At 44.2% G+C, this 19,617-nt stretch carries 19 protein-coding genes, 2 tRNA genes and 1 pseudogene; 10 read left to right on the top strand and 12 right to left on the bottom strand.

All coding sequences use genetic code 11. The features are described from left to right. Positions 1-194 precede the first annotated feature (194 nt). The 3 genes from IM485_RS08055 to IM485_RS08045 all read right to left on the bottom strand — a co-directional run bounded on the left by IM485_RS08055 (position 195) and on the right by IM485_RS08045 (position 1,015). Positions 195-268 (bottom strand) — tRNA-Pro (locus IM485_RS08055). Positions 269-308: 40 nt separating this feature from the next. Next, entirely contained in the window at positions 309-824 is a 516-nt protein-coding gene (locus IM485_RS08050; protein ID WP_104397101.1) for a GNAT family N-acetyltransferase, read from the bottom strand. Positions 825-930: 106 nt separating this feature from the next. Further along, positions 931-1,015: transfer RNA gene (locus tag IM485_RS08045), tRNA-Ser, on the bottom strand. A gap of 566 nt (positions 1,016-1,581) precedes the next feature. Here IM485_RS08045 and IM485_RS08040 point away from each other — a divergent pair. From IM485_RS08040 to IM485_RS08025, 4 genes are all read left to right on the top strand, one after another. Beyond that, positions 1,582-2,343, top strand: coding sequence for a peptidylprolyl isomerase (locus IM485_RS08040; RefSeq protein WP_104397100.1), 762 nt, complete (start codon positions 1,582-1,584; stop codon positions 2,341-2,343). A 74-nt stretch (positions 2,344-2,417) separates the two neighbouring features. Continuing rightward, entirely contained in the window at positions 2,418-5,387 is a 2,970-nt protein-coding gene (locus IM485_RS08035; protein ID WP_104397099.1) for a peptidase domain-containing ABC transporter, read from the top strand. Positions 5,388-5,427: 40 nt separating this feature from the next. After that, a complete protein-coding gene (locus tag IM485_RS08030) occupies positions 5,428-5,565 on the top strand; it encodes a hypothetical protein (protein WP_287742337.1) in 138 nt (45 codons plus the stop codon). After that, positions 5,562-7,331, top strand: a complete 1,770-nt coding sequence (locus tag IM485_RS08025) for a beta-barrel domain-containing protein (RefSeq protein ID WP_287742335.1) — start codon at positions 5,562-5,564, stop codon at positions 7,329-7,331. The genes IM485_RS08030 and IM485_RS08025 overlap by 4 nt, the downstream gene beginning before the upstream one ends. On the opposite strand, the gene hisA is transcribed toward IM485_RS08025, so the two are convergent. After that, on the bottom strand, positions 7,328-8,089 hold the full coding sequence (gene hisA / locus IM485_RS08020) for a 1-(5-phosphoribosyl)-5-[(5-phosphoribosylamino)methylideneamino]imidazole-4-carboxamide isomerase (RefSeq protein ID WP_104397098.1): 762 nt from the start codon (positions 8,087-8,089) through the stop codon (positions 7,328-7,330). The two genes, IM485_RS08025 and hisA, sit on opposite strands and share 4 nt — an antisense overlap. Positions 8,090-8,476: 387 nt before the next feature. Between hisA and pedR the strand changes: the two genes are divergently transcribed. The 3 genes from pedR (at position 8,477) to IM485_RS08005 (ending at position 11,575) form a co-directional block, all read left to right on the top strand. Then, positions 8,477-8,758, top strand: coding sequence for a photosynthetic electron transport-dependent transcriptional regulator PedR (gene pedR, locus IM485_RS08015; protein WP_104397097.1), 282 nt, complete (start codon positions 8,477-8,479; stop codon positions 8,756-8,758). Next, on the top strand, positions 8,742-9,293 hold the full coding sequence (locus tag IM485_RS08010; protein WP_190719762.1) for a TolB family protein: 552 nt from the start codon (positions 8,742-8,744) through the stop codon (positions 9,291-9,293). Before pedR ends, IM485_RS08010 begins: the two co-directional genes overlap by 17 nt. A 428-nt stretch (positions 9,294-9,721) precedes the next feature. Next, complete coding sequence (locus IM485_RS08005) at positions 9,722-11,575, top strand: hypothetical protein (protein ID WP_287742333.1); 1,854 nt, start codon at positions 9,722-9,724, stop codon at positions 11,573-11,575. Between the two features lie 178 nt (positions 11,576-11,753). Here IM485_RS08005 and IM485_RS08000 read toward each other — a convergent pair whose 3' ends face one another. The 4 genes from IM485_RS08000 to IM485_RS07985 form a co-directional block, all read right to left on the bottom strand. After that, positions 11,754-12,095 (bottom strand): DUF760 domain-containing protein, encoded by a 342-nt coding sequence (locus IM485_RS08000; RefSeq protein ID WP_104397094.1) that lies wholly within the window; start codon positions 12,093-12,095, stop codon positions 11,754-11,756. Between the two features lie 190 nt (positions 12,096-12,285). Further along, on the bottom strand, positions 12,286-13,449 hold the full coding sequence (locus IM485_RS07995) for a GuaB3 family IMP dehydrogenase-related protein (RefSeq protein WP_287742331.1): 1,164 nt from the start codon (positions 13,447-13,449) through the stop codon (positions 12,286-12,288). Between the two features lie 82 nt (positions 13,450-13,531). After that, positions 13,532-13,768, bottom strand: coding sequence for a hypothetical protein (locus IM485_RS07990; protein WP_041804354.1), 237 nt, complete (start codon positions 13,766-13,768; stop codon positions 13,532-13,534). A gap of 90 nt (positions 13,769-13,858) precedes the next feature. After that, a complete protein-coding gene (locus IM485_RS07985; protein WP_012267801.1) occupies positions 13,859-14,548 on the bottom strand; it encodes a lecithin retinol acyltransferase family protein in 690 nt (229 codons plus the stop codon). A gap of 80 nt (positions 14,549-14,628) precedes the next feature. Between IM485_RS07985 and IM485_RS07980 the strand changes: the two genes are divergently transcribed. Further along, a complete protein-coding gene (locus IM485_RS07980; protein ID WP_002735880.1) occupies positions 14,629-14,862 on the top strand; it encodes a hypothetical protein in 234 nt (77 codons plus the stop codon). A 22-nt stretch (positions 14,863-14,884) separates the two neighbouring features. Then, positions 14,885-15,379: a phosphoribosyltransferase gene (locus tag IM485_RS07975; protein ID WP_287742348.1), complete on the top strand. Its 495-nt coding sequence runs from the start codon at positions 14,885-14,887 to the stop codon at positions 15,377-15,379. Here IM485_RS07975 and IM485_RS22675 read toward each other — a convergent pair. Together IM485_RS22675 and IM485_RS07970 are read right to left on the bottom strand one after the other, a co-directional pair. Continuing rightward, positions 15,371-15,559, bottom strand: a pseudogene (locus IM485_RS22675) (ssr2422 family thylakoid membrane protein). The gene IM485_RS07975 and the pseudogene IM485_RS22675 overlap by 9 nt on opposite strands. A 58-nt stretch (positions 15,560-15,617) precedes the next feature. After that, complete coding sequence (locus IM485_RS07970) at positions 15,618-16,793, bottom strand: DUF4336 domain-containing protein (protein WP_287742329.1); 1,176 nt, start codon at positions 16,791-16,793, stop codon at positions 15,618-15,620. Between the two features lie 58 nt (positions 16,794-16,851). Between IM485_RS07970 and IM485_RS07965 the strand changes: the two genes are divergently transcribed. Then, positions 16,852-18,114: a YcjF family protein gene (locus IM485_RS07965; RefSeq protein WP_287742327.1), complete on the top strand. Its 1,263-nt coding sequence runs from the start codon at positions 16,852-16,854 to the stop codon at positions 18,112-18,114. 231 nt (positions 18,115-18,345) lie between these two features. On the opposite strand, the gene IM485_RS07960 is transcribed toward IM485_RS07965, so the two are convergent. Together IM485_RS07960 and IM485_RS07955 are read right to left on the bottom strand one after the other, a co-directional pair. After that, entirely contained in the window at positions 18,346-18,816 is a 471-nt protein-coding gene (locus IM485_RS07960) for a hypothetical protein (RefSeq protein ID WP_104397088.1), read from the bottom strand. 82 nt (positions 18,817-18,898) lie between these two features. Then, positions 18,899-19,498, bottom strand: a complete 600-nt coding sequence (locus IM485_RS07955) for a hypothetical protein (protein WP_287742324.1) — start codon at positions 19,496-19,498, stop codon at positions 18,899-18,901. Between the last annotated feature and the right edge of the window lie 119 nt (positions 19,499-19,617).

Genomic DNA, 19,617 nt, shown 5'->3' with positions numbered 1-19,617 from the left:
AGTGGGAGACCCGGGGAAGCAAGGGCAATTTTTCTGGAGAAAAACCCCGATTATTCCCCAAAAATCCCCTGCTTCTCTCCCCAAACTCCCTAATTTTCTGGCTAATTCACCCCGACATTTGAGATAAAAGAAGGCAGCCTCTCTTGTCCACTGGAAAGGAGACAAAGTTAAGATTTTAAGAATTTTCTCTCAAGTCGGGATGACAGGATTTGAACCTGCGGCATCCTGCTCCCAAAGCAGGCGCGCTACCAAGCTGCGCTACATCCCGAAATAAACTCCTTTTTTAGTATAGCCTAAGAGCCGCATTATTAATCGGGATACCAAAACATCCCTTTGATACCTTCGGGATCTAGAACAAAACCGAGACGACGATAGAAATCCACCACCTGCGGATCGGCGAAAAGAGTTATATTACTGATATCCTCACCCCGCAACTTCCTGATCATAAATTTCATCATTGCTTTACCAAAACCCTTACTTTGATAGTGAGGATGAACAACCACATCCCAGACCGTGGCATTAAAAGCGTGATCGGAAGTGGCACGAGCAAAACCCACTAAACGACGGCGATTACCTCGCACTTCCCACATCGACACCACTAAAAAACTACATTCGATCGCTTTTTTAACTTTGCGTAAAGGACGACGGGCCCAACCCACCGAGTCACAAAGTTCTTCTAACTCATATAGATCTAGCTCTCGATCGGTACTAAAAAACACTCGCGTCTGTCCGAGGTCATTCTGGGCAACCTCTACCAAGTCTCCCGAATAGTCAGGTGATGCAGTGACTTCGGAACTATTAAACAATCTTTTCCAAAAAACCATGCCAGGGGGCTACTGCCTCAATATTATCATTTTAGCCTAGTATATTTTATTTTCTCCTATCTAAGAACAATCGGGCAACCGGAGTCCAAATGTGATTGGGCGAGTACGGAGAGGGTGGGATTTGAACCCACGAACCATTGCTGATTACTCGATTTCAAGTCGAGCGCGATCGACCACTCTGCCACCTCTCCAAGGCAGCTAGACCTATATATTATCATTAGATCTCTTGCATAAATCAAAAATTTTTCCGCAAATGTAGGGAAAAGGGTTGCATATTATAGAGTTAAGGGTTAAAGATTAAAATTTCCCCTTTCCCCCTTCCCCGACTTCTGCAAGAGGGGGAGCATCTCACCTTTGTAACCCCTAAATCAAGTTTTATGTCAAGCTATTTTGAAAGCCTTGCTAGAAACCAGTTTTAGGGATAAGTATAATTACTCACTTGCATAAATGAGATGCTCCCTGCAAGAGTGCAAGAGGTCTATTCTAGTACATTAGAAGTGTGATTAGGGGTTTCTGAGCAGGATTTGGGGCGGAGGCCGATAGGCCAGACTACTTCGCCTCACCACCCCCGCCGGGATGACTGACTTATTCCTTTAATTTCTGTAATTTTCGGCTTTCACGGGGGAAAACTCAAATTAGAATAGGGAGGAGTGCTTTGAAATTGCTGTTTTGACGTATGGTCACCTCAATAAAATTTAGAAGCTCCTAGAGTTTATAGTTTAGTTTTAAACCTTTCTGTGAGGAAAATGTATTTATTATGAGTTCAATTATTGAAATCGGCGACCAAAAAATTGACGAGTCAGAGGTATTGCCTCTTTTGGCAAAATATGGTATGTTACCCCAGTTAATCCGGGAAGTAATTATCGAGCAAGCGATCGCCAATATCACCTGCAATCCCGAAGAAAGAAACGCGGCCTACTCCCGTTTCTATCAAAATAATCAAATTGCCAACGATGAGCAAATGAAATCTTGGTTACAACAAAACGGGATGGATTCCGAGCAACTAGAATATCTAATTCTGCGGGACATTAAATTAGAAAAATTCAAACAGGAGACTTGGGATAACAAAGTAGAATCCTACTTCTTGCAAGTCAAAAATCAATTGGATAAAGTGGTTTATTCCCTGATTCGGACAAAAAATATCGGCATTGCCCAAGAACTATTTTTCCGGATACAGGATCGAGAAAATAGCTTCGCTGAACTAGCCAAAAAATACTCCCAAGGATCAGAAGCGGAAACTGGAGGACTAATCGGACCGGTGGAACTGAGTGCTCCCCATCCCCAGATTGGGCAAATTCTCAAGGCAAGTAAACCGGGGCAACTGTGGCCACCGACGCAAGTGGGAGAATGGGTCGTGATTGTCCGGTTAGAAAAATATTTATCCTGTGAACTGGATCCTCCCACCCGTCAACGCTTACGCAATGATTTATTCCAACAATGGTTAACGGCTCAAATGCAAACAGTGAAATTTATCTCCGAATCAACCCCAGTCAATGGCGAGCAGCTATCACTTATATAGCATCCTTGCAACACTGCGTAAACCCAGTCTTTTCCCCTAATTATTTGCCAACTTAGTCAATTTTCGCCTAGCTAATGAGTTATACCACCTTAAATTTTACCGCCTTTCTGGAGACTGTACAGCCCTTTGATCGCCTGCCCGTCGAGGTTAGACGTTCCCTCGGTCAGAAATTACAACCCTTTCGCTATGAGATGGGCAATGCCATACTCAAGTGCGATCGCTTACCCTCCCACCTCGTCCTTCTCTACGAGGGAGAGGCCAGACTTTTGGGTTATGATGCTAGGGTAAACAATCCGTTGCCGGTCACTTTGGCTAAATTGCAGCCCGGGGATTTATTCGGGTGGCTCAGTCTCCTGCGCGGTACCCCCTGTGAAACGGTGATCGCTTCTTCGGAAGTCACGATCTGTTTAACCTTAAAAGAAGAAGATTTTTGGTCTTTAATCAATAATTACCCAGAATTTAAGCAATATTTCTTTGAACAAACCTCGATCGCTGAAGTTTATGCTGTCCTAGGCTCCTATCTTAATCAACAGGCCTGGGGTGGGGGAGACCTCAAAGAAATTGCACAAGCCCTTTTAAACAAAGCTTGTGTGTCCTACAACCAGATTAACGATGATTATCTCTGGTTAGTCAGCGAAAATACCGATAATTATCCTATCGGCACAGTTATCACCCAGAACAATCCGACTAACACGCGCTTATTAGGTCTTTCCTCCGACCAGTTAGACAAGTTCTTGACAGTTGAAACCGAAGCGGCTGCGGAAACAGAAACGGATGATATCTGGGAAACCCAAGTCATTAAGGGAAATAAACCCACCCAGGTATTAGATATCCCCCAAGGAAGAATAAGCGACATCACCAGCGATATCGACGTTGAAAAAACTGTCGAGAAAAACCGGAAATCCTATCCCTTTTTCGGGGGAAAAACGGAACTAGAGGCGGTGAGTGCCTGTTTTCAGATGCTCTGCAAATATTTTAATATCCCCTTTCGCAAGGACGTGATCCAACGCATCCTAGGAGATCAACTGCAAAGAACCGGCAGCCTTTCCCTGCCTCTGTGTGGGGCTGTGGCCGAGGTAGTGGGACTCCATAGCCAATTAGTACCCCTAAATGCTTCTTCCTTGCCCAATATCAACCCTCCTGCCCTAATTCGCTGGCAAGACACCATCGTTATCCTCTACGAAATTAATCAACGGGAAACCACGATCGCTGTTCCCCAAAGGGGGATAATTAAACGCAAAACCAGCGAATTTCTGGAATTTTGGGACGAAAAAGGGGAAGTAATTCTGCTCAAACCCACCAAACACACCCAGCAACAGCGTTTTGGCCTATCATGGTTTTGGCCTTCTGTCAAGAAACATAAACGAGTCTTAATAGAAGTTTTTATTGCTTCTTTCTTCGTGCAGTTATTTGCCCTGGCCAATCCCTTGATGATTCAGGTGATCATCGATAAAGTGATCGTGCAGAATAGCCCGGAAACTCTGAACACCCTCGGGGTTTTCCTCTTGGTAATTGCCGTTTTTGAGGGAATTTTAACCTTTTTGAGAACATCCCTGTTTGTCGATACCACTAACCGCATCGACATGACCCTTGGTTCAGAAATTATCGATCACCTGCTGCGCTTACCCCTGAAATACTTTGAACGGCGGCCAGTGGGGGAAATTTCGACAAGAATCAACGAATTAGAGAATATTCGGCAATTTTTAACGGGGACAGCCCTAACGGTGGTGTTAGATGCCATTTTCTCGGTTATCTACATCGTGGTTATGTTGATCTATAGCCCGATTCTAACCGTTTGGGCCCTGGGAGTCGTGCCGATTTTAGTTATCTCCACAGCTATTTTCGCACCGATCGTGCGGCGACAACTGCGAGCAAAAGCGGAACGAAACGCCGAAACCCAATCCTATCTAGTGGAGGTGATGACGGGAATCCAAACAGTAAAAGCACAGAATATCGAATTGCGTTCCCGTTGGCAGTGGCAAGAACGTTATGCACGCTATGTGGCCGAAGGTTTTCAAACGGTCATGACCTCAACTTTGGCAGGTTCCTTTAGTCACTTCTTTAACCAATTATCGGGTTTATTAGTGCTGTGGGTGGGAGCAGCCTTAGTTTTAGACGGAAAACTCACTCTTGGTCAATTAATCGCCTTCCGGATTATCTCTTCCTACGTTACCTCGCCGATTCTGCGTTTGACCCAACTCTGGCAAAACTTCCAAGAAACTGGCTTATCTCTGGAAAGATTGGCCGATATCGTCGATACTCCCCAAGAAGCGGAACTCGATCGCCACAATATCCCTATGCCCTTAATTAAAGGCACTGTCACCTACGAAAACCTCGCTTTCCGCTTCAATCCCCACGGCGCCCTGCAACTATACAACGTCAACTTAGAATTCCCCGCTGGTACTTTTGTCGCTTTGGTGGGAGAAAGTGGCGCCGGGAAAAGTACCATCACTAAACTATTAGCTCGTCTCTACGAACCAGAATCGGGACGAATTCTCATCGACGGCTATGATATCAACAAAGTGGAACTCTATTCCCTGCGTCGTCAAATCGGCATGGTTCCCCAAGAAACCCTATTATTTGACGGTACGGTACAGGAAAATATCGCCCTGACTAACCCCGATGCGACTGTGGAGGAAATTGTCTCGGCAGCGAGAGCAGCTGCAGCCCACGAATTTATTATGACCCTACCCAATGGCTATAATACCCGCGTCGGTGAACGGGGGGCATCCCTATCGGGGGGACAACGACAACGGGTTGCGATCGCTCGTTCCGTCCTGCAAAGACCGCAAATTCTCATTCTCGATGAGGCCACCAGCGCCCTCGACTATAATACCGAACGGCAAGTGTGTCTGAATCTCAAGGAAGCTTTCAAGGATCGTACGGTCTTTTTTATCACCCATCGTCTAGCTTCGATCAAATCCGCCGATATTATTGTCATGATGGATAAAGGAACAGTAGCGGAGGAAGGCACCCACGAGGAATTAATGGCCAAAAAAGGCCTTTACTATACTCTCTATAAACAACAGGATTCGCAAATCTAGTCAGTCGGGAGACAGGGATTAGGGGATAGGGGATAGGGAAATGGGGAAATGGGGAAATGGGGAAGTTTCAACTAATACCCCAAAACCCCAACACCCCACACCCTGCACCCCACACCCCACACCCTACACCCACGAAAAACTTTTTCAGCAAACCCTAAATATAGGAGAATCCCCATGAACGGTAATTCTAACAACGGTCACAACGGAAACGGCAACGGTAAAAGCGATGAACTGACCCAAGCGGGTAAAAACGTGGCTACTACCACGAAAAATAAAAGTATTACCCCTTCTTTACCCACTTTCAGCCCACCGGAACAATCGGTGATCCTGAAACAATCGCCCATTTGGTCGCGGACGATTATCTGGACATTAATGAGTGTCACCACTGCCGCTTTAATTTGGTCAGCGTTCGCCAAAATCGAGCAGGTGGTGGGCGCCCAAGGACAACTTAAACCCCAGGGCAAAGTGCAAGAAGTACAATCACCGGTGAATGGGGTAGTACAGTTCGTGAAAGTTAAAGACGGCGATCGAGTTAACAAAGGTGATGTACTGGTTTTAATGGATTCCAGTGCCTCGAAAGTGCAGTTGGAATCTTTGAGAACAATTCGCGCCACTGCCGAGAAGGAAAATCAATTCTATCGTCTCTTAATGGCGCAGGATCTGACGCCGGCACAAGTGGAAAGTTCGATCACTCAATTAAAATTACCGAGTGAAATCGCCGATTTAGCCCGTAATCGTGCCGCTTTGGTGGCAGAAAATCAACTTTATCAAGCACAGGTCAGTGAAGTTGCCTCTAGCGCTGCTTTACAGGGGGATCAATTAGCCCGTTTAGAGGCGGCCCAACGGGAGGCCAATTCTCGACAAGCGGCCGCTAGATTGGAAATGGAACAATTAGAAAAACAATTGGCCCAAACCAGGGTACAGTTGGCCGATGCCCGCTCGCAATTAATCAAAGATCGCTTAGTCTTAGAAGAAATTAAGACCCGTAATGCCAATGCGATGAAACAGGGCCAAGAAGGCTTGGATATCGAGCGTAATATTCTTAACGATATCGAACCCTTGGGGGAAGAAGGAGCGATCGCCCGTTACCAGATTAATAAACAAAAACAATCAGTCACTGACCGCCAGAATGAACTGCAGCAGCAAGAGGCTAACGGCAAAATCGAGCGAGAAAAACAAGAGAAAGAAGTACAAACCCGCATCGCCGAAATTTCCCGCTTGGAACAGGAAGAAAAGCGTTATTCCCTGTTGATCTCCCAAGCGGGAGAAAAGCTGATTAATACCACAGTAATCACGGAAAAAGATGTGCGCGATAAAATGGCGGACAATCAAAAACGGATCGCTGAAATCGATAGTCAGATCAGTCGCATTATCATTGATAATAACAAGCGCATTGCTGAACTAGACAGTCAAATTAGTCAAGCACAACAGACGATTAAATATCAAAAAATTACCGCCCCCATCGATGGTGTGGTCTTTGATCTCAAGGCGCGGCCCGGGTTTGTTCCCCAACCTAGTCAAGCGGAAGCATTATTAAAACTTGTTCCCGATGGCTGTCCCACCGAGGTGAAAGATGCCGCTAAAGGTTGTTTAGTGGCAGAGGTGGACGTGACTAACCAAGACATCGGTTTTGTGCGCGTGGGACAAAAGGCCGATATTCGCATTGATTCCTTTTCCTACAGTGAATACGGCGATATTAAGGGAGAAGTAATCTCGATCGGTTCCGATGCTCTACCTCCCGACGAAAATCACCGTTTTTATCGGTTCCCCGTCCGGGTACGCTTGAACAGTCAAGATTTAGTTTTGAAAGATCAATCCACTCTACCCCTGCAATCGGGGATGTCCGTGAGCGTCAACATCAAAGTCAATGAAAATCGCACTGTTTTGGGACTATTTACCGATATGTTCAATAAACAGGTGGATACTCTCAAACAAGTCCGTTAAGCGAAAAAATTCGGGGGTACATCCTGCCAACGGCCCGATCCGATCGCGTTAATCGCTTCCGAGAGGTTAACTGCACCGGTATAAAGGGCGCGGCCCACGATTACTCCCGTTACTCCCAAAGGTTCCAAAGACAATAAACTCAGTAGATCCGTCAGGGAACTAATTCCCCCAGAGGCGATCACGGGAATTTTGACAGATTCGGCTAATTCTCGCAAAGCGGCGAGATTAGGGCCAGAAAGCGTGCCATCTCGATGAATATCAGTGTAGATAATCGTGCTGGCCCCTCTTTTTGCCATATCTTGCCCAAGAGCGATCGCTTCTACCGCAGAGGTTTCTAACCAACCCCTGGTGGCTACTTTGCCATCGCGAGCATCAATCCCAACAATTATTTGCCCCGGAAAGCTTTGACAAAGTTCGCTGACTAATTCTGGCTTTTCTACGGCTACTGTCCCTAAAATCGCCTTTTCTACCCCGATTTTTAGGAGATTACTCACCGTTTCTACATCCCGCAGTCCACCCCCCACCTGCACTGGGATGGCAATATCATTAAGAATTGTTTCAATAGTTGACAAATTAACCGATTTACCCTCTTTAGCTCCATCCAAATCGACTAAATGTAATCTGGTTGCCCCCTGATTGACCCATTCTCGCGCCACTATTGCGGGATTATCGTTAAAAACCTGCGATTGTTGGTAATCTCCCTGATAAAGTCGCACACATTTGCCATCGAGAATATCAATAGCGGGGATAACTTCCATGTTTTTCTCAATATCTAACTAAGGAGCGTTTTTATTATATAGTACCAGCCGTCAGAATTCAGGAGACAGGAGGCAGGAGTCGGTGGTCAGGAGATAGGGTGGTCACTGCGTGCGCGACGTTCGGCGACGCTCAGTCGAGCCGTTGCGGGGGGGTGTTGGGGTGTTAGGGTTTTAGTTGAAATTCCCCCACTTCCCCACTTCCCCACCTCCCCATTTCCTACACCCCACTTTCCTATCCCTTTTAAACGGGATTGCGGATCAGGGTGTCTTAGCCAGCTATTTTAGCTATTTCTGGTTGCTTAGAGATAATCTTCAGAATATTAATCGATTCCTAGGAGAAAAAATTCTTCTAGAATGATAAGTAAATATACGAGAGGAATTATACTCATGTCTGCTACGAAGTTTCAAACAGCCGCTTCATTATCCGATCGAGAGCTAGAAATACTCGATTTGGTGGCTAATGGTTTAACTAATCAAGAAATCTCGGAAAAGCTAGAGATTAGTAAGCGTACCGTTGATAATCATATTAGTAATATCTTGACGAAAACAAAAACCGATAATCGGGTGGAATTGGTGCGTTGGGCATTGCATTGGGGGAAAGTTTGTCTTGATGATATTAATTGTTGTATCCTTCCTTCCCCGGTGCCGACCGATGATCAGGTTTCCTAAACTTCTGGGACTTTTGCTTGCGGTTAATATCATCAGTCTGGGGGGATGTAGTGATGCGGGTTTTGTCACCCCTCCCCAACAGCTTTTAGGAAATACTTTAAATACCCCTTCCTCTGAAGATAATCCCCGTTTTAACTACGATGGTCGTTATCTGGTCTTTGCCTCCGATCGCAGGGGTCAACGAACGATTTATTTATTCGATCGAGTGGCTAATCGTTTAGTTCCCCTACCCGGGTTAAATCAAGCAAAAACCTATCAAGATCAACCGGATATTAGTGCCGATGGTCGCTATATTGTTTATGTGTCGGAACAGTCCGGTAAACCCGATATATATATTTATGATCGACAAACTCTGCAAGCAAAAAATATCACCGAAAATATTTTAGGAGAAGTGCGTCGTCCGACGATTAGTGGTAACGGTCGTTTTATTGCTTTTGAAAGTAATCGTTTCGGTCAATGGAATCTGGAAATATTCGATCGAGGTGGCGAAATTTCTCCTTCTTTACCCCCGATTAATTCTTCCCCGTCCCGATAATCAGTGATCAGTAAACAGTGATCAGTAAACAGTAAACAGCAATCAGTGATCAGTGAAAAGACAGCATTGTTACTGCCAATAGACCTCGACCTAATATTATCTCAAGACCAAAAGTCTTTCTAGTTAAGGAATCTACCCGAATAAAAATTATTTTAATTGCCTCATATTTTTTAAGTAAAATTGAATTAGCAACGATAGATATACATTCCAGCTATCGAACTGTTTAGTTAGTACATAGACCAAAAGCAAGCTGTGACTGGGTTATAATTTTTGGAGATGTCTAATGATGCTCACTTAATACATACTGCTCACTTAATACTCAAAACTGATAACTGATAACTGACAAGGCCGACAGCTTTCTTTTGCCTTTGGCCTTTTTACTTGGTATAAAGTAGGTTTATTGAAGAAGTGGAGGGAATCATCATCCTATGACGATAATGACAAAATCATTGAGACAAAGACTGGCAGAGATTTTCGGGTTTGACCTGCGATCGCTGGCTTTATTTCGCATTGCCTTGGCGTTAGTGGTTTTAGTCGATTTATCAGTTCGTTTTAGCCAAGTAACTGCCCATTACAGTGAATTAGGGGTTTTACCTCTAGAAATCTTATCAAAAGTCTCTGCTAGTCCTTTTTACTGGTCTATTTTTGCTCTCAGTGACTCGGTACTGGTGCAGAGTATCCTGTTTATTGTCGCTATAGCGATCGCATTCTTGCTTTTAATTGGCTATCATACCCGTTTAGCCACGATCGCCACTTGGGCGCTAATCGTCTCATTACATCATCGCAACCCCCTGTTACTATTTGCCGCCGATGACGTAATCCGGGCAGTATTATTCTGGGCGATGTTTTTACCCCTCGGTGCTTGTTATTCCGTGGAAAGTGCCTTAAACACCAATCCCAACCCCCTACCCAAGCGCGTAGTTTCGGCCGCCACGGTGGCTTTTATGATACAGGTGTGTTACATATATATGTGGTCAGTAGTCTTTAAACTTAAAAGTGAGACTTGGTGGCCCGACGGTACGGCCGTTTATTACTCTCTTAGTTACGATCAATACGCTACCGCTTTGGGGAGTTTTTTACTGACTTTACCGCAGCAATTCCTCAAATTCCTGACAATTTCAGCACTAGGCTTTGAATGGTTCGGTCCGCTATTGATGTTTGTTCCCTTTCGCAATAGTTTATTTAAAATAATCGCCGTAGTTTCCTTTATTTTCTTGCATACGGTTTTTGCACTGATTCTACATTTAGGGGTTTTCCCTTTCTTGAGTGTTACCCATTGGTTGCCGATTATCCCTAGCTTAGTCTGGGATTGGGGACAAAAACGGATAATAAACCCAGAAAGAGAAGGTTTAAGGATTAATTATGATCGAGATTGTGGATTTTGCAAGAAAGTTGTTCATCTTCTCCGCACTTTTCTCATTTTACCCGGCACTCCCCTGTTAGTCGCGCAAGATAACCCCTCCATATACGAGGATATGGTGTCCCAAAATTCTTGGGTGGTGGAAGATTGGCAGGGAAAACGCTGGTTTAAATGGTCAGCATTGGTTTATGTTGTCAGTCTTTCGCCAATTTTCTGGTTTTTAGCGCCAATTTTGCGTTTACCACCCCTCATGACCCTGGGAACGAGAATTTATGAGTGGATTGCCTCCCATCGTCGTTTTATGGGCAATTTCACCAAACCTCTCAAGTTTCGTCCCCTGACGATTAAATCCTCTTTACCTTTAAATATTTTGGTAATTTTCTTCTTCTTGTTGACCAGTATCTGGAATTTACGCAGTTTTGTCCAGCAATCGGTCATTAGAGGCGATTTAAATACACCTTTAATTCAATCCCTCGATCGCTTGCTCACCCGTCGTACTTTTAATACAATTGATATTCTGGCAAGAATAACTCGTTTAGACCAGTATTGGACTATTTTCTCCCCTAGTCCGCCCCGGGATGATGCTTGGTTTGTGGCAGTCAGTCAATTAGCCGATGGTTCCACGGTAGATATATTTAGAGAAGGACAGCCGGTAATTTGGGATAAACCCACGGAAAGCGATCGCAATCGTTTGTATAAAACCATGCAGTGGCGGGTATATTTTATTAATCTTGATCGATCTATTGGTCGGTCAGTTTATAGAGAGTTTGGTCAGTATCTCTGTCAAAACTGGAATCAGCAGCACAGTAGTGATCAACAGATTAAATCCCTGCAACTTTATATCATGCGGGAAAGGACTGTCCCCCCCGGAGAAAAACAGAGAATCGAAAAAGAGCTAATCTGGCAGCAAAATTGTCTTTAATCAGTTATCAGTTATCAGTTATCAGTTATCAGTTATCAGTTATCAGTTATCAGTTATTAGTCAGATAAAAGTTATATGGCTAACTAATGCAATAAAAGACAACTAAAAATGGACAACTGATAGCTGATTACCGATTGCTTCTTTTTCCCTTTCCAACTAACCTAACTACCGCTAAACTTTAAAAATCGCTAGAACCGCTCTGGAGACTAGCGAGGGATCTTTCAAAATTCATTCTCTGTTCAGCATTGCGGAGAAAGTAACCACTCATCATTGCCGAGGCCAATAACCGGCCCAGATGTTCGCGACTGGTACTGATAGTGACACCGAAATGTTCGGAAGGAAGGTTGCCCAAAAGTCCGATAATGTTGCGTTCCATCACTTGGAAAACCTCTTGGGATTCTGGTTTCGAGAGTTGGGCGATTGTTTCGGGACTTAAGGTCTGGACATACTGCCACAAACTCTCAGAAAATTCACTATCGGTACCGAATAAATTGTGAGGGCGATCGTTTTCTCTATACACCTTTGATCTCCTGAACTCAATTTTTTTATAAACTATCCTTTTGGTTCTTCCAATTTAACAGTTTTTTGAGATAGTGGGAGTCGGTAGAACCGAACCTGAAGGGGATGGTCATACCAAGCAGAAAACCCATCTCCAGCACAAATCGAAAACTTAACACTGATGATAACCGATCGCTGTTCACTGATAACTTTTATTTACCCATACCTAACTGCTGGGCCTTTTGATATACTTTCCCCTCCGTCAGCAGCGAGGGAGCAATCACCACTTCCACCTGTTGCATTTCCTTTAAGTTCTTAGCACCTAAAGTTCCCATACTGGTTTTCAGCGCCCCCAAGAGGTTATGAGTACCATCATCTAATTTTGCTGGTCCGACGAGGATTTCGGCAATAGTTCCGGTACTGCCCACACTAATTCGGGTTCCCCGGGGTAGAACCGGACTAGGTGTGGCCATACCCCAGTGAAAACCGCGGCCGGGGGCCTCCAAGGACCGGGCAATGGGAGAACCAATCATCACCGCATCGGCGCCACAGGCGATACATTTGCAGATATCACCGCCGGTAATAATGCCGCCATCGGCAATAACGGGGACGTATTTACCGGTTTCTTGGAAAAAATCGTCCCTAGCAGCGGCACAATCGGCCACAGCAGTGGCCTGGGGAACTCCCACTCCTAAAACGCCGCGAGAAGTACAGGCAGCCCCCGGACCGATACCGACTAAAACCCCAGCTGCCCCAGTTTTCATCAGGTTAAGGGCGACTTCGTAGGTGACGCAGTTACCCAAAACCACGGGAATGGGCATTTCTTGGCACAGTTGCACTAAATCGAGGGGGGTGATAGCTTCCGGGGATAAATGGGCAGTGGAAACAACGGTTGCTTGGACAAAGAGAATATCGGCCGCTGCTTGGGCAACGATAGCACCGTATTTGACGGCACCGGCAGGGGTGAGGCTAACTGCCGCAATACCGCCTTTTTCTTGAATTTCTTGGATACGAAGCTCGATTAGTTGCGGTTTAATCGGTTCTGCGTAGAGTTCCTGCATTAAACCGACGAATTCTGCTTTGCCGACCGCCGCAATGCGATCGAGAATCGGGTTAGGATCCTCGTAACGAGTTTGAATACCTTCGAGGTTTAGTACCCCTAGCGCCCCCAACTCGGAGAGAAGGACGGCCATTTTAGTATCCACCACCCCATCCATAGCGCTGGCGATAATCGGGATTTCCCGCTCGATATTGCCGAGAGACCAACGGGTATCGGCTAAACTAGGATCGAGGGTTCGCACTCCGGGTACAAGTGCGATTTCATCGATACCGTAAGCTCTACGGGCTGTTTTGCCCCGACCAATAATTGTATCCACGTTTCTATACTATTTCAGACCTATTTAGCCTAGACTAGCAAATTTCGCACCATCTGGAAAAGCTTTTCGGTATTATGGCAGACTAGGCCCTAGGAAAATAATCGCCGCAGTCGATCGCTTGTTCGGTGTTGGCGCTCCTGGGTTGTACACTACATTTGAGGCGATAATCGTTGGTAAAGTAGCGGCAGTGGGAGCAAGGGATGGAGTGCATCCGTCGCGCAACTTGCCAACTATCGCGCACGGCACTGGCTAAAGACCAGCAAACTAAAGCGATAATGGCAGCGGCGATTGAAAAACGTAAAATAATCCAGATTTCCATAGCGAGCGACTAAAATTACCTGATTTGAATAGGAATCAACCGAGGCAATTGGCAGATGGTTAGATACTGAACAGTTTACTGACATCCAGACTAACCGTTAGCAATCACCAGACTTTTAAGAACATTTTCGGTCATGGCCGCTATTTGATCCAATTGTTCCTGATGGCGTTTTGCCTGTTTTTTGGCTTCTACCTTGCGTTTCAGGGCTTCCCGGGCTAAATCATCGCGATTTCTGCTTAAAGCTTCGATCGCTACTCGATTCCATGTTTCTGCTTCTTGAATGGCTTTTTTGTACTGGGGTTGAATTTCATCCCAACTCACCTTAAGATTGCTTAAAGCCCCTTTTAATAGGGTTTGGGCATTGTTGGGGTCGGCTCCGATGAGGGATTTTTTCAGAGGTTCGTAGAGTCCCACCGCTTGTAAATGGGTAATAATCGGGATAAATTCTTCTATCTGTTGACTTTTGCTAATACCGGTCTTACACCAAGTGGCAAAATGTTCGCAGTTGTTAAAAAGAAGATTATATTTCTGCTCCCCCAGACGACTTAGCGCCCTTTCTACCACCACATCGGGGATAAAGGAAAATCCCACCTCTACATGGCGCACCACATAGATTTTACCGCCCCTAGCAAAGGTTTCTAGGGAAGTTCGTTCCACAATCTCGCTCGGTTTTCGGTAATGAATGACGCTACCATCACCGCAATCGATGCCATGATGGGCATAAACACCCTGAAGATTGAGCAATTCCCGATAGGCGTATATTTGATCCCCTCTAGCCATATTTTTTTAGTGATAAAGTAAACAAGGAGATTATCTATTGACCCAGTTTTTCTAGTTATTAATCTTATATTTTAGAGATTATGGATGCTTTTAGTCCCTTTCCCCCTGACTGGACAGAGAATGCTGTTCACGCCTACAATTTTTGTTGTCCTTACTGTGGAGCCAAAGCTAAAGAAGCTCAGTCCGTTTGGATCAATCGCCGCGCTCCCGTTTTAGGAGAAGATTCCCGTCGTAAATGGCAGGAATTCTATCATTGTCAATGCGATCGAGTTTGGTGGGCCTGGAGTAGTGATCGACCTGCCGAAAATAAGTAATTCTGAATCGGGAATGGAAAATATGGCCGATGTCTATGTTTCTTGGGATGAATACCATCGTCTGATCGAAAAATTAGCAGTAAAAATTGATCGTTCCGGTTGGCAATTTGCTCAGATTGTCTGTTTAGCTAAGGGAGGATTGCGCGTCGGTGACATTCTCTGTCGTCTTTTTCGTCAACCCCTAGCCATTCTCTACGCTGCTTCCTACGGGGGGCAAAATCATCAAATTCGGGGAGAATTAACTATTTCCTCAAATTTAGCCATGCTCGAGGCCCAATTAAAGAGTCCCTTGTTATTAGTGGATGATTTAGTCGATTCGGGAATCACTCTCCAAAAAACCTCGATTTTGTTACAGGAAAAATACGGGATTACCAATATCAAAACTGCGGTGATCTGGTACAAAGCAGCATCAAGAATTAAACCTGACTATTATGTGGAATATTACCCCGATAATCCCTGGATTCATCAACCCTTCGAGCGTTACGAGTTAATTACACCCCAAGACCTCCTAGAATAAAACTACCACAGAAGCGGTGACAATGATGATAGTAGTAGCCATTCTCACCATACCGTCTGTACCTTTTTGATAGGCATCAAATTTATATTCTCAGCGGTCAACTTTTTGACCAAGTTTTTCTCGCAATTGAATCAACGCCGCTCTGATGTCATCATTACTGTGATTTTCGGGAATTTGCATAACCTTAATTAGCAATCAACGAACAACTGCATATATTATAGCAGTTCTTAGCCATAAATTACAATTTTTTATCAGGAGGAGGAGTCAATCGCCAGCGCACTAAAAAACTATCAATATTTTCTAAACATTCTAAGTCATCTTTAGGTAAATAAGAATCTTTTAACAAGAAAGAAAAAGCCTGCTGAAACTCTTGACTATTAGCTTGAATCGGACTAGCAAAATGACAAGGAATAACCTGTTTAATCGGCCATTGGCAAATTCTATCAACCCATTGACTAACCTCGTCAGTATTGCGATTAAGAATCAAAGTTTGCAAAATTGGCGCGACTATTAACCTTCCCTCTCGACGCAAATTTAAAAAAGTCCTTTGCCAATCATCACCCCATTGAAAAGGGAATAAACCAAAATAGGCTTTTTTACTCCTTTCCTTAGCAACAAAAGCATCTCGAAACACCTTAATCCAATTGGGAACAGCTAAAACAGAAGGTTGAAAATAAAGAGCAAAAAGACAAATTCTTTGCCAACCCTGACGGCGATTTTCTGGGGTATCCTCCACCAGATCCTTAGCAGTATTTTTAGCGTGAAACAGCAGCGGATAGGGGTCTAATTCTAAAATAGCGGGGGGATTTTCTGGGATAGAAATAATGCCATCAGTTAGCAGCAGAGTTTGAGAGTAGTGATGAAAAAAAGCCACTTCCGAGAAGTATCCCACATTCAGATCGATTGCGGGTAAAATTTCATAACTAAAATCTTTTCCGAAAGGAGTGGTTGCCGAGTCAGCAGGTAAAATTTCTGTTCGTTTTGCCGGTAAACCCAACCAACTCAAAGGTAAATTAAGAGGAAAACTCCATTGATTAGGAGCAACATAAACTATAGCCTTAGGAAAATAACGGGCAAAAGGACCCACAAAAACCTTATGTTCGATCCCAGAAATCGTCGGCAAAATAATATATTTAACTTCCCCGTGTTGACTTTCCAACTCACGCATTAAGCGAATACATTCCGGAGTCGGGGCCACTGGTGCATAAACAAATAAACCCCCAGATGCTAACCTAATTACCGTCATGCGAATCGGCACAACCACATAAAAAATACCCTGCAATTGCTCAAATGTCCAGAGCGTATCTTTCACCACTTCTTGGCGAATTGTCCGTCTTTGACCATAGGGATAAAGTGGTACAATTGGCCAAAAAGGCCATGATAAATCTTGCGGACTAATTGCGGCTTTTGTCATCGTCTGATTCTATGGCTGAAAATCTCTATTTTAGTTATCATAAACCCTTCTAATCCCCATGACTAATAAACTGCCGATTGATTCTTTGGTCAATACTTGGAATAGTCTCACGGGGGAAGTGATGAAAAGACTCCCCATCGACCAGTTGACTAATACTGTCCTCCAGTGGTTTAGTGTCAGTGACACTCAAGTGGCGGAAATTTTAGAAAAAGTCCGTCAAGAATTACCCACCACCGAGGCGCTGTTAATCGGTAAACCGCAAACGGGAAAAAGTTCGATTATTCGGGGAATAACGGGAGTTTCGGCGGAAATAGTCGGGCAAGGTTTCCGTCCCCACACCCAAAACACCCAGCGCTACACCTACCCCGCAGAAGATTTACCCCTGTTGATTTTTACCGATACGGTGGGGTTAGGAGATGCCTATCAACACACAGAGACAATAATCGCGGAATTATTAGCAGATTTAGCCGAAAATACGGGACGCGCCCAGGTTTTTATCGTGACGGTAAAAATTGATGATTTTGCCACCGATAGCCTTCTGGAAATTACCAAACAACTACGGCAAAAATATCCTAAAATCCCCTGTTTACTGGCTGTAACCTGCCTTCATCAGCTTTATCCTCCTAATACCGCCGATCATCCCCCTTATCCTCCCGATTTCGAGGATATCAATCGCGCCTATCAAGAAATTAAAGAAACTTTTAAGAATTTATATGACAATTCTGTGCTAATAGATTTTACCCTAGAGGAAGACGGTTACAACCCCGTTTTTTACGGTTTAGAGGCATTTAGAGACAATTTAGCCGATTTATTGCCAAAAGCCGAGGCTAACACCATCCACCAACTTTTAGATCGGGAAACCAGCGATAAATTAGGCCATCTCTATCGGGACGTGGCCCGACGCTATATGTTAGCCTTTTCCGTCATAGCAGCGACCTTGGCGGCGATTCCCTTACCCTTAGCGACTATGCCCGTGTTAACCGCCCTACAAGTGTCAATGGTGGGGGTTTTAGGCAAATTATACGGTCAAGTCTTAACCCCATCCCAGGCCGGCGGAGTCGTCAGTGCGATCGCTGGCGGCTTTTTGGCCCAGGCCATCGGTCGGGAATTGGTGAAATTTATCCCCGGTTTTGGCAGTGTTATCGCCGCTTCTTGGTCCGCCGCCTATACCTGGGCTCTAGGAGAGGGCGCTTGTGTCTATTTTGGCGATTTAATGGGGGGTAAAAAACCCGATCCTAAGAGGATTCAAAGGGTGATGAAAGAGGCTTTTTCTGCTGCCCAAGAAAGATTTAAAAATGTCGCTACGGGAGGAGATAATTAGGGTTTGCGGCAAAAAGTTTTTCGTGGGGATAGGGTGTGGGGTGTGGGGTTTGGGGTGTAGGGTTTTACCGATTTTGAGGGGGTCAATTACCTAATTTTCAGGGAAAAAGTCCTGGAATTTTACCCCCGATCACTCCAATGGTTGGCACTTTTTGAGGGAAAAAAAGTCTAAAAGTCTTACCCAACAAGGTTTTTAGATTTATTCAGCAAACCCTAATTAAGCTTAGAAATATCAAAAGAATTTTCTTTTTTTGACTAGATTATTGTAGTGCTGTAGAGCATATTCTGCATCTGATAAACGCAAATCTACTTCAAGATCGCTGAAAAAACCTACTGCCATGGTAGTATGTTCCTGAGCTTGAGAGGCAGCCCGTATAACTTTCTCAAGTTTTGCAGATATTATTGAAGCTTTTTGCAATAATTCTAGCTTTCTAAAATAAATGTGAATTATGAATGGTTGCGGAACAGCGCTAGTTATTGTAAGAATTCTAATAAATGTAGTTATTTTTGTAGAAAGTAACCAATAAAAACCCACCATCGTCCCAGCAAATGCTAACAGCAACGACAGCAACGACAGCAACCATAAAAAATCTAAGTTTCTTTGCTGCCTATCTATTTGTTCGCATATATTAAGAAGCTTCTCAGAGTATTCATTTAACAAAGAGATAATCAGCTTTCTGTCTTCCTCATCAAGAATAGCCATTAGCTTACTTCTCCTAAACGCTCAATGAGATTTGAAAAAGAGACTCGATCGCATTAAGAAAATACCTAAAATTGACAACTTTTTATCTTTGATCATAACCTTGGGTAGTTGGTATCAGTAACTCATTATCTCCTGAAAGAAAGTTTTCCATTACTAATGAGGTAGAGCGATATTCATGAATAAAATTGTTTGCTCCTCGCTTATTACGAATATTTTGGATAAGTTGTTCATAGGCTCCCTCAACATAGTGTTTATTAACCTCTAACCTGTTGTTCCACCATAGATCCTGCTTGCTAACTAAAGTAATTACTATGGTTTTTCTTTGATCAGCAATTGATAAATGTGGCTCTATTCTTCTTAAAACATCTAACTCTCGATTACGACAAACTGCCGCATATTCTCTTAGAAACTCCTCTAAAGTCATACCACTTTGATACAGCCGGTGCTGAGTATAGCTAAACTCTCCAAAGGAGTGATAACCCCATGACACCACATGAATAATTAGCTTAATTTTTCCACCGACCAAAGTTCTTAAAAGATCATCCCAAGTATCTTCTCGACGCTTTTGGCCAGGAGCAACTATTACTGAGCCAATCTTATTACTTTCCAGCTTGTACTGTTCAATTGATATTGACTCTTGATAAGTTTGCAGGAGACCGCTTATAGCGGTATGCACTTGCATGAGGTACAATAGAAGAGGACAATAAATTATAGACCTAGGCAGGAGCCACGACCCGATGAAGCCCTATTCTTTAGACTTGCGACAAAAGATCATCGAGACCTACGAGGAGAATAACCTCT

This window comes from Microcystis sp. M169S2 (assembly GCF_020245865.1).
In the GTDB taxonomy this organism is placed as follows: Bacteria; Cyanobacteriota; Cyanobacteriia; order Cyanobacteriales; family Microcystaceae; genus Microcystis; species Microcystis ichthyoblabe_A.
Note: the sequence above shows the minus strand (reverse complement) of the source record. Positions and strands in the feature narration are given on the sequence as shown.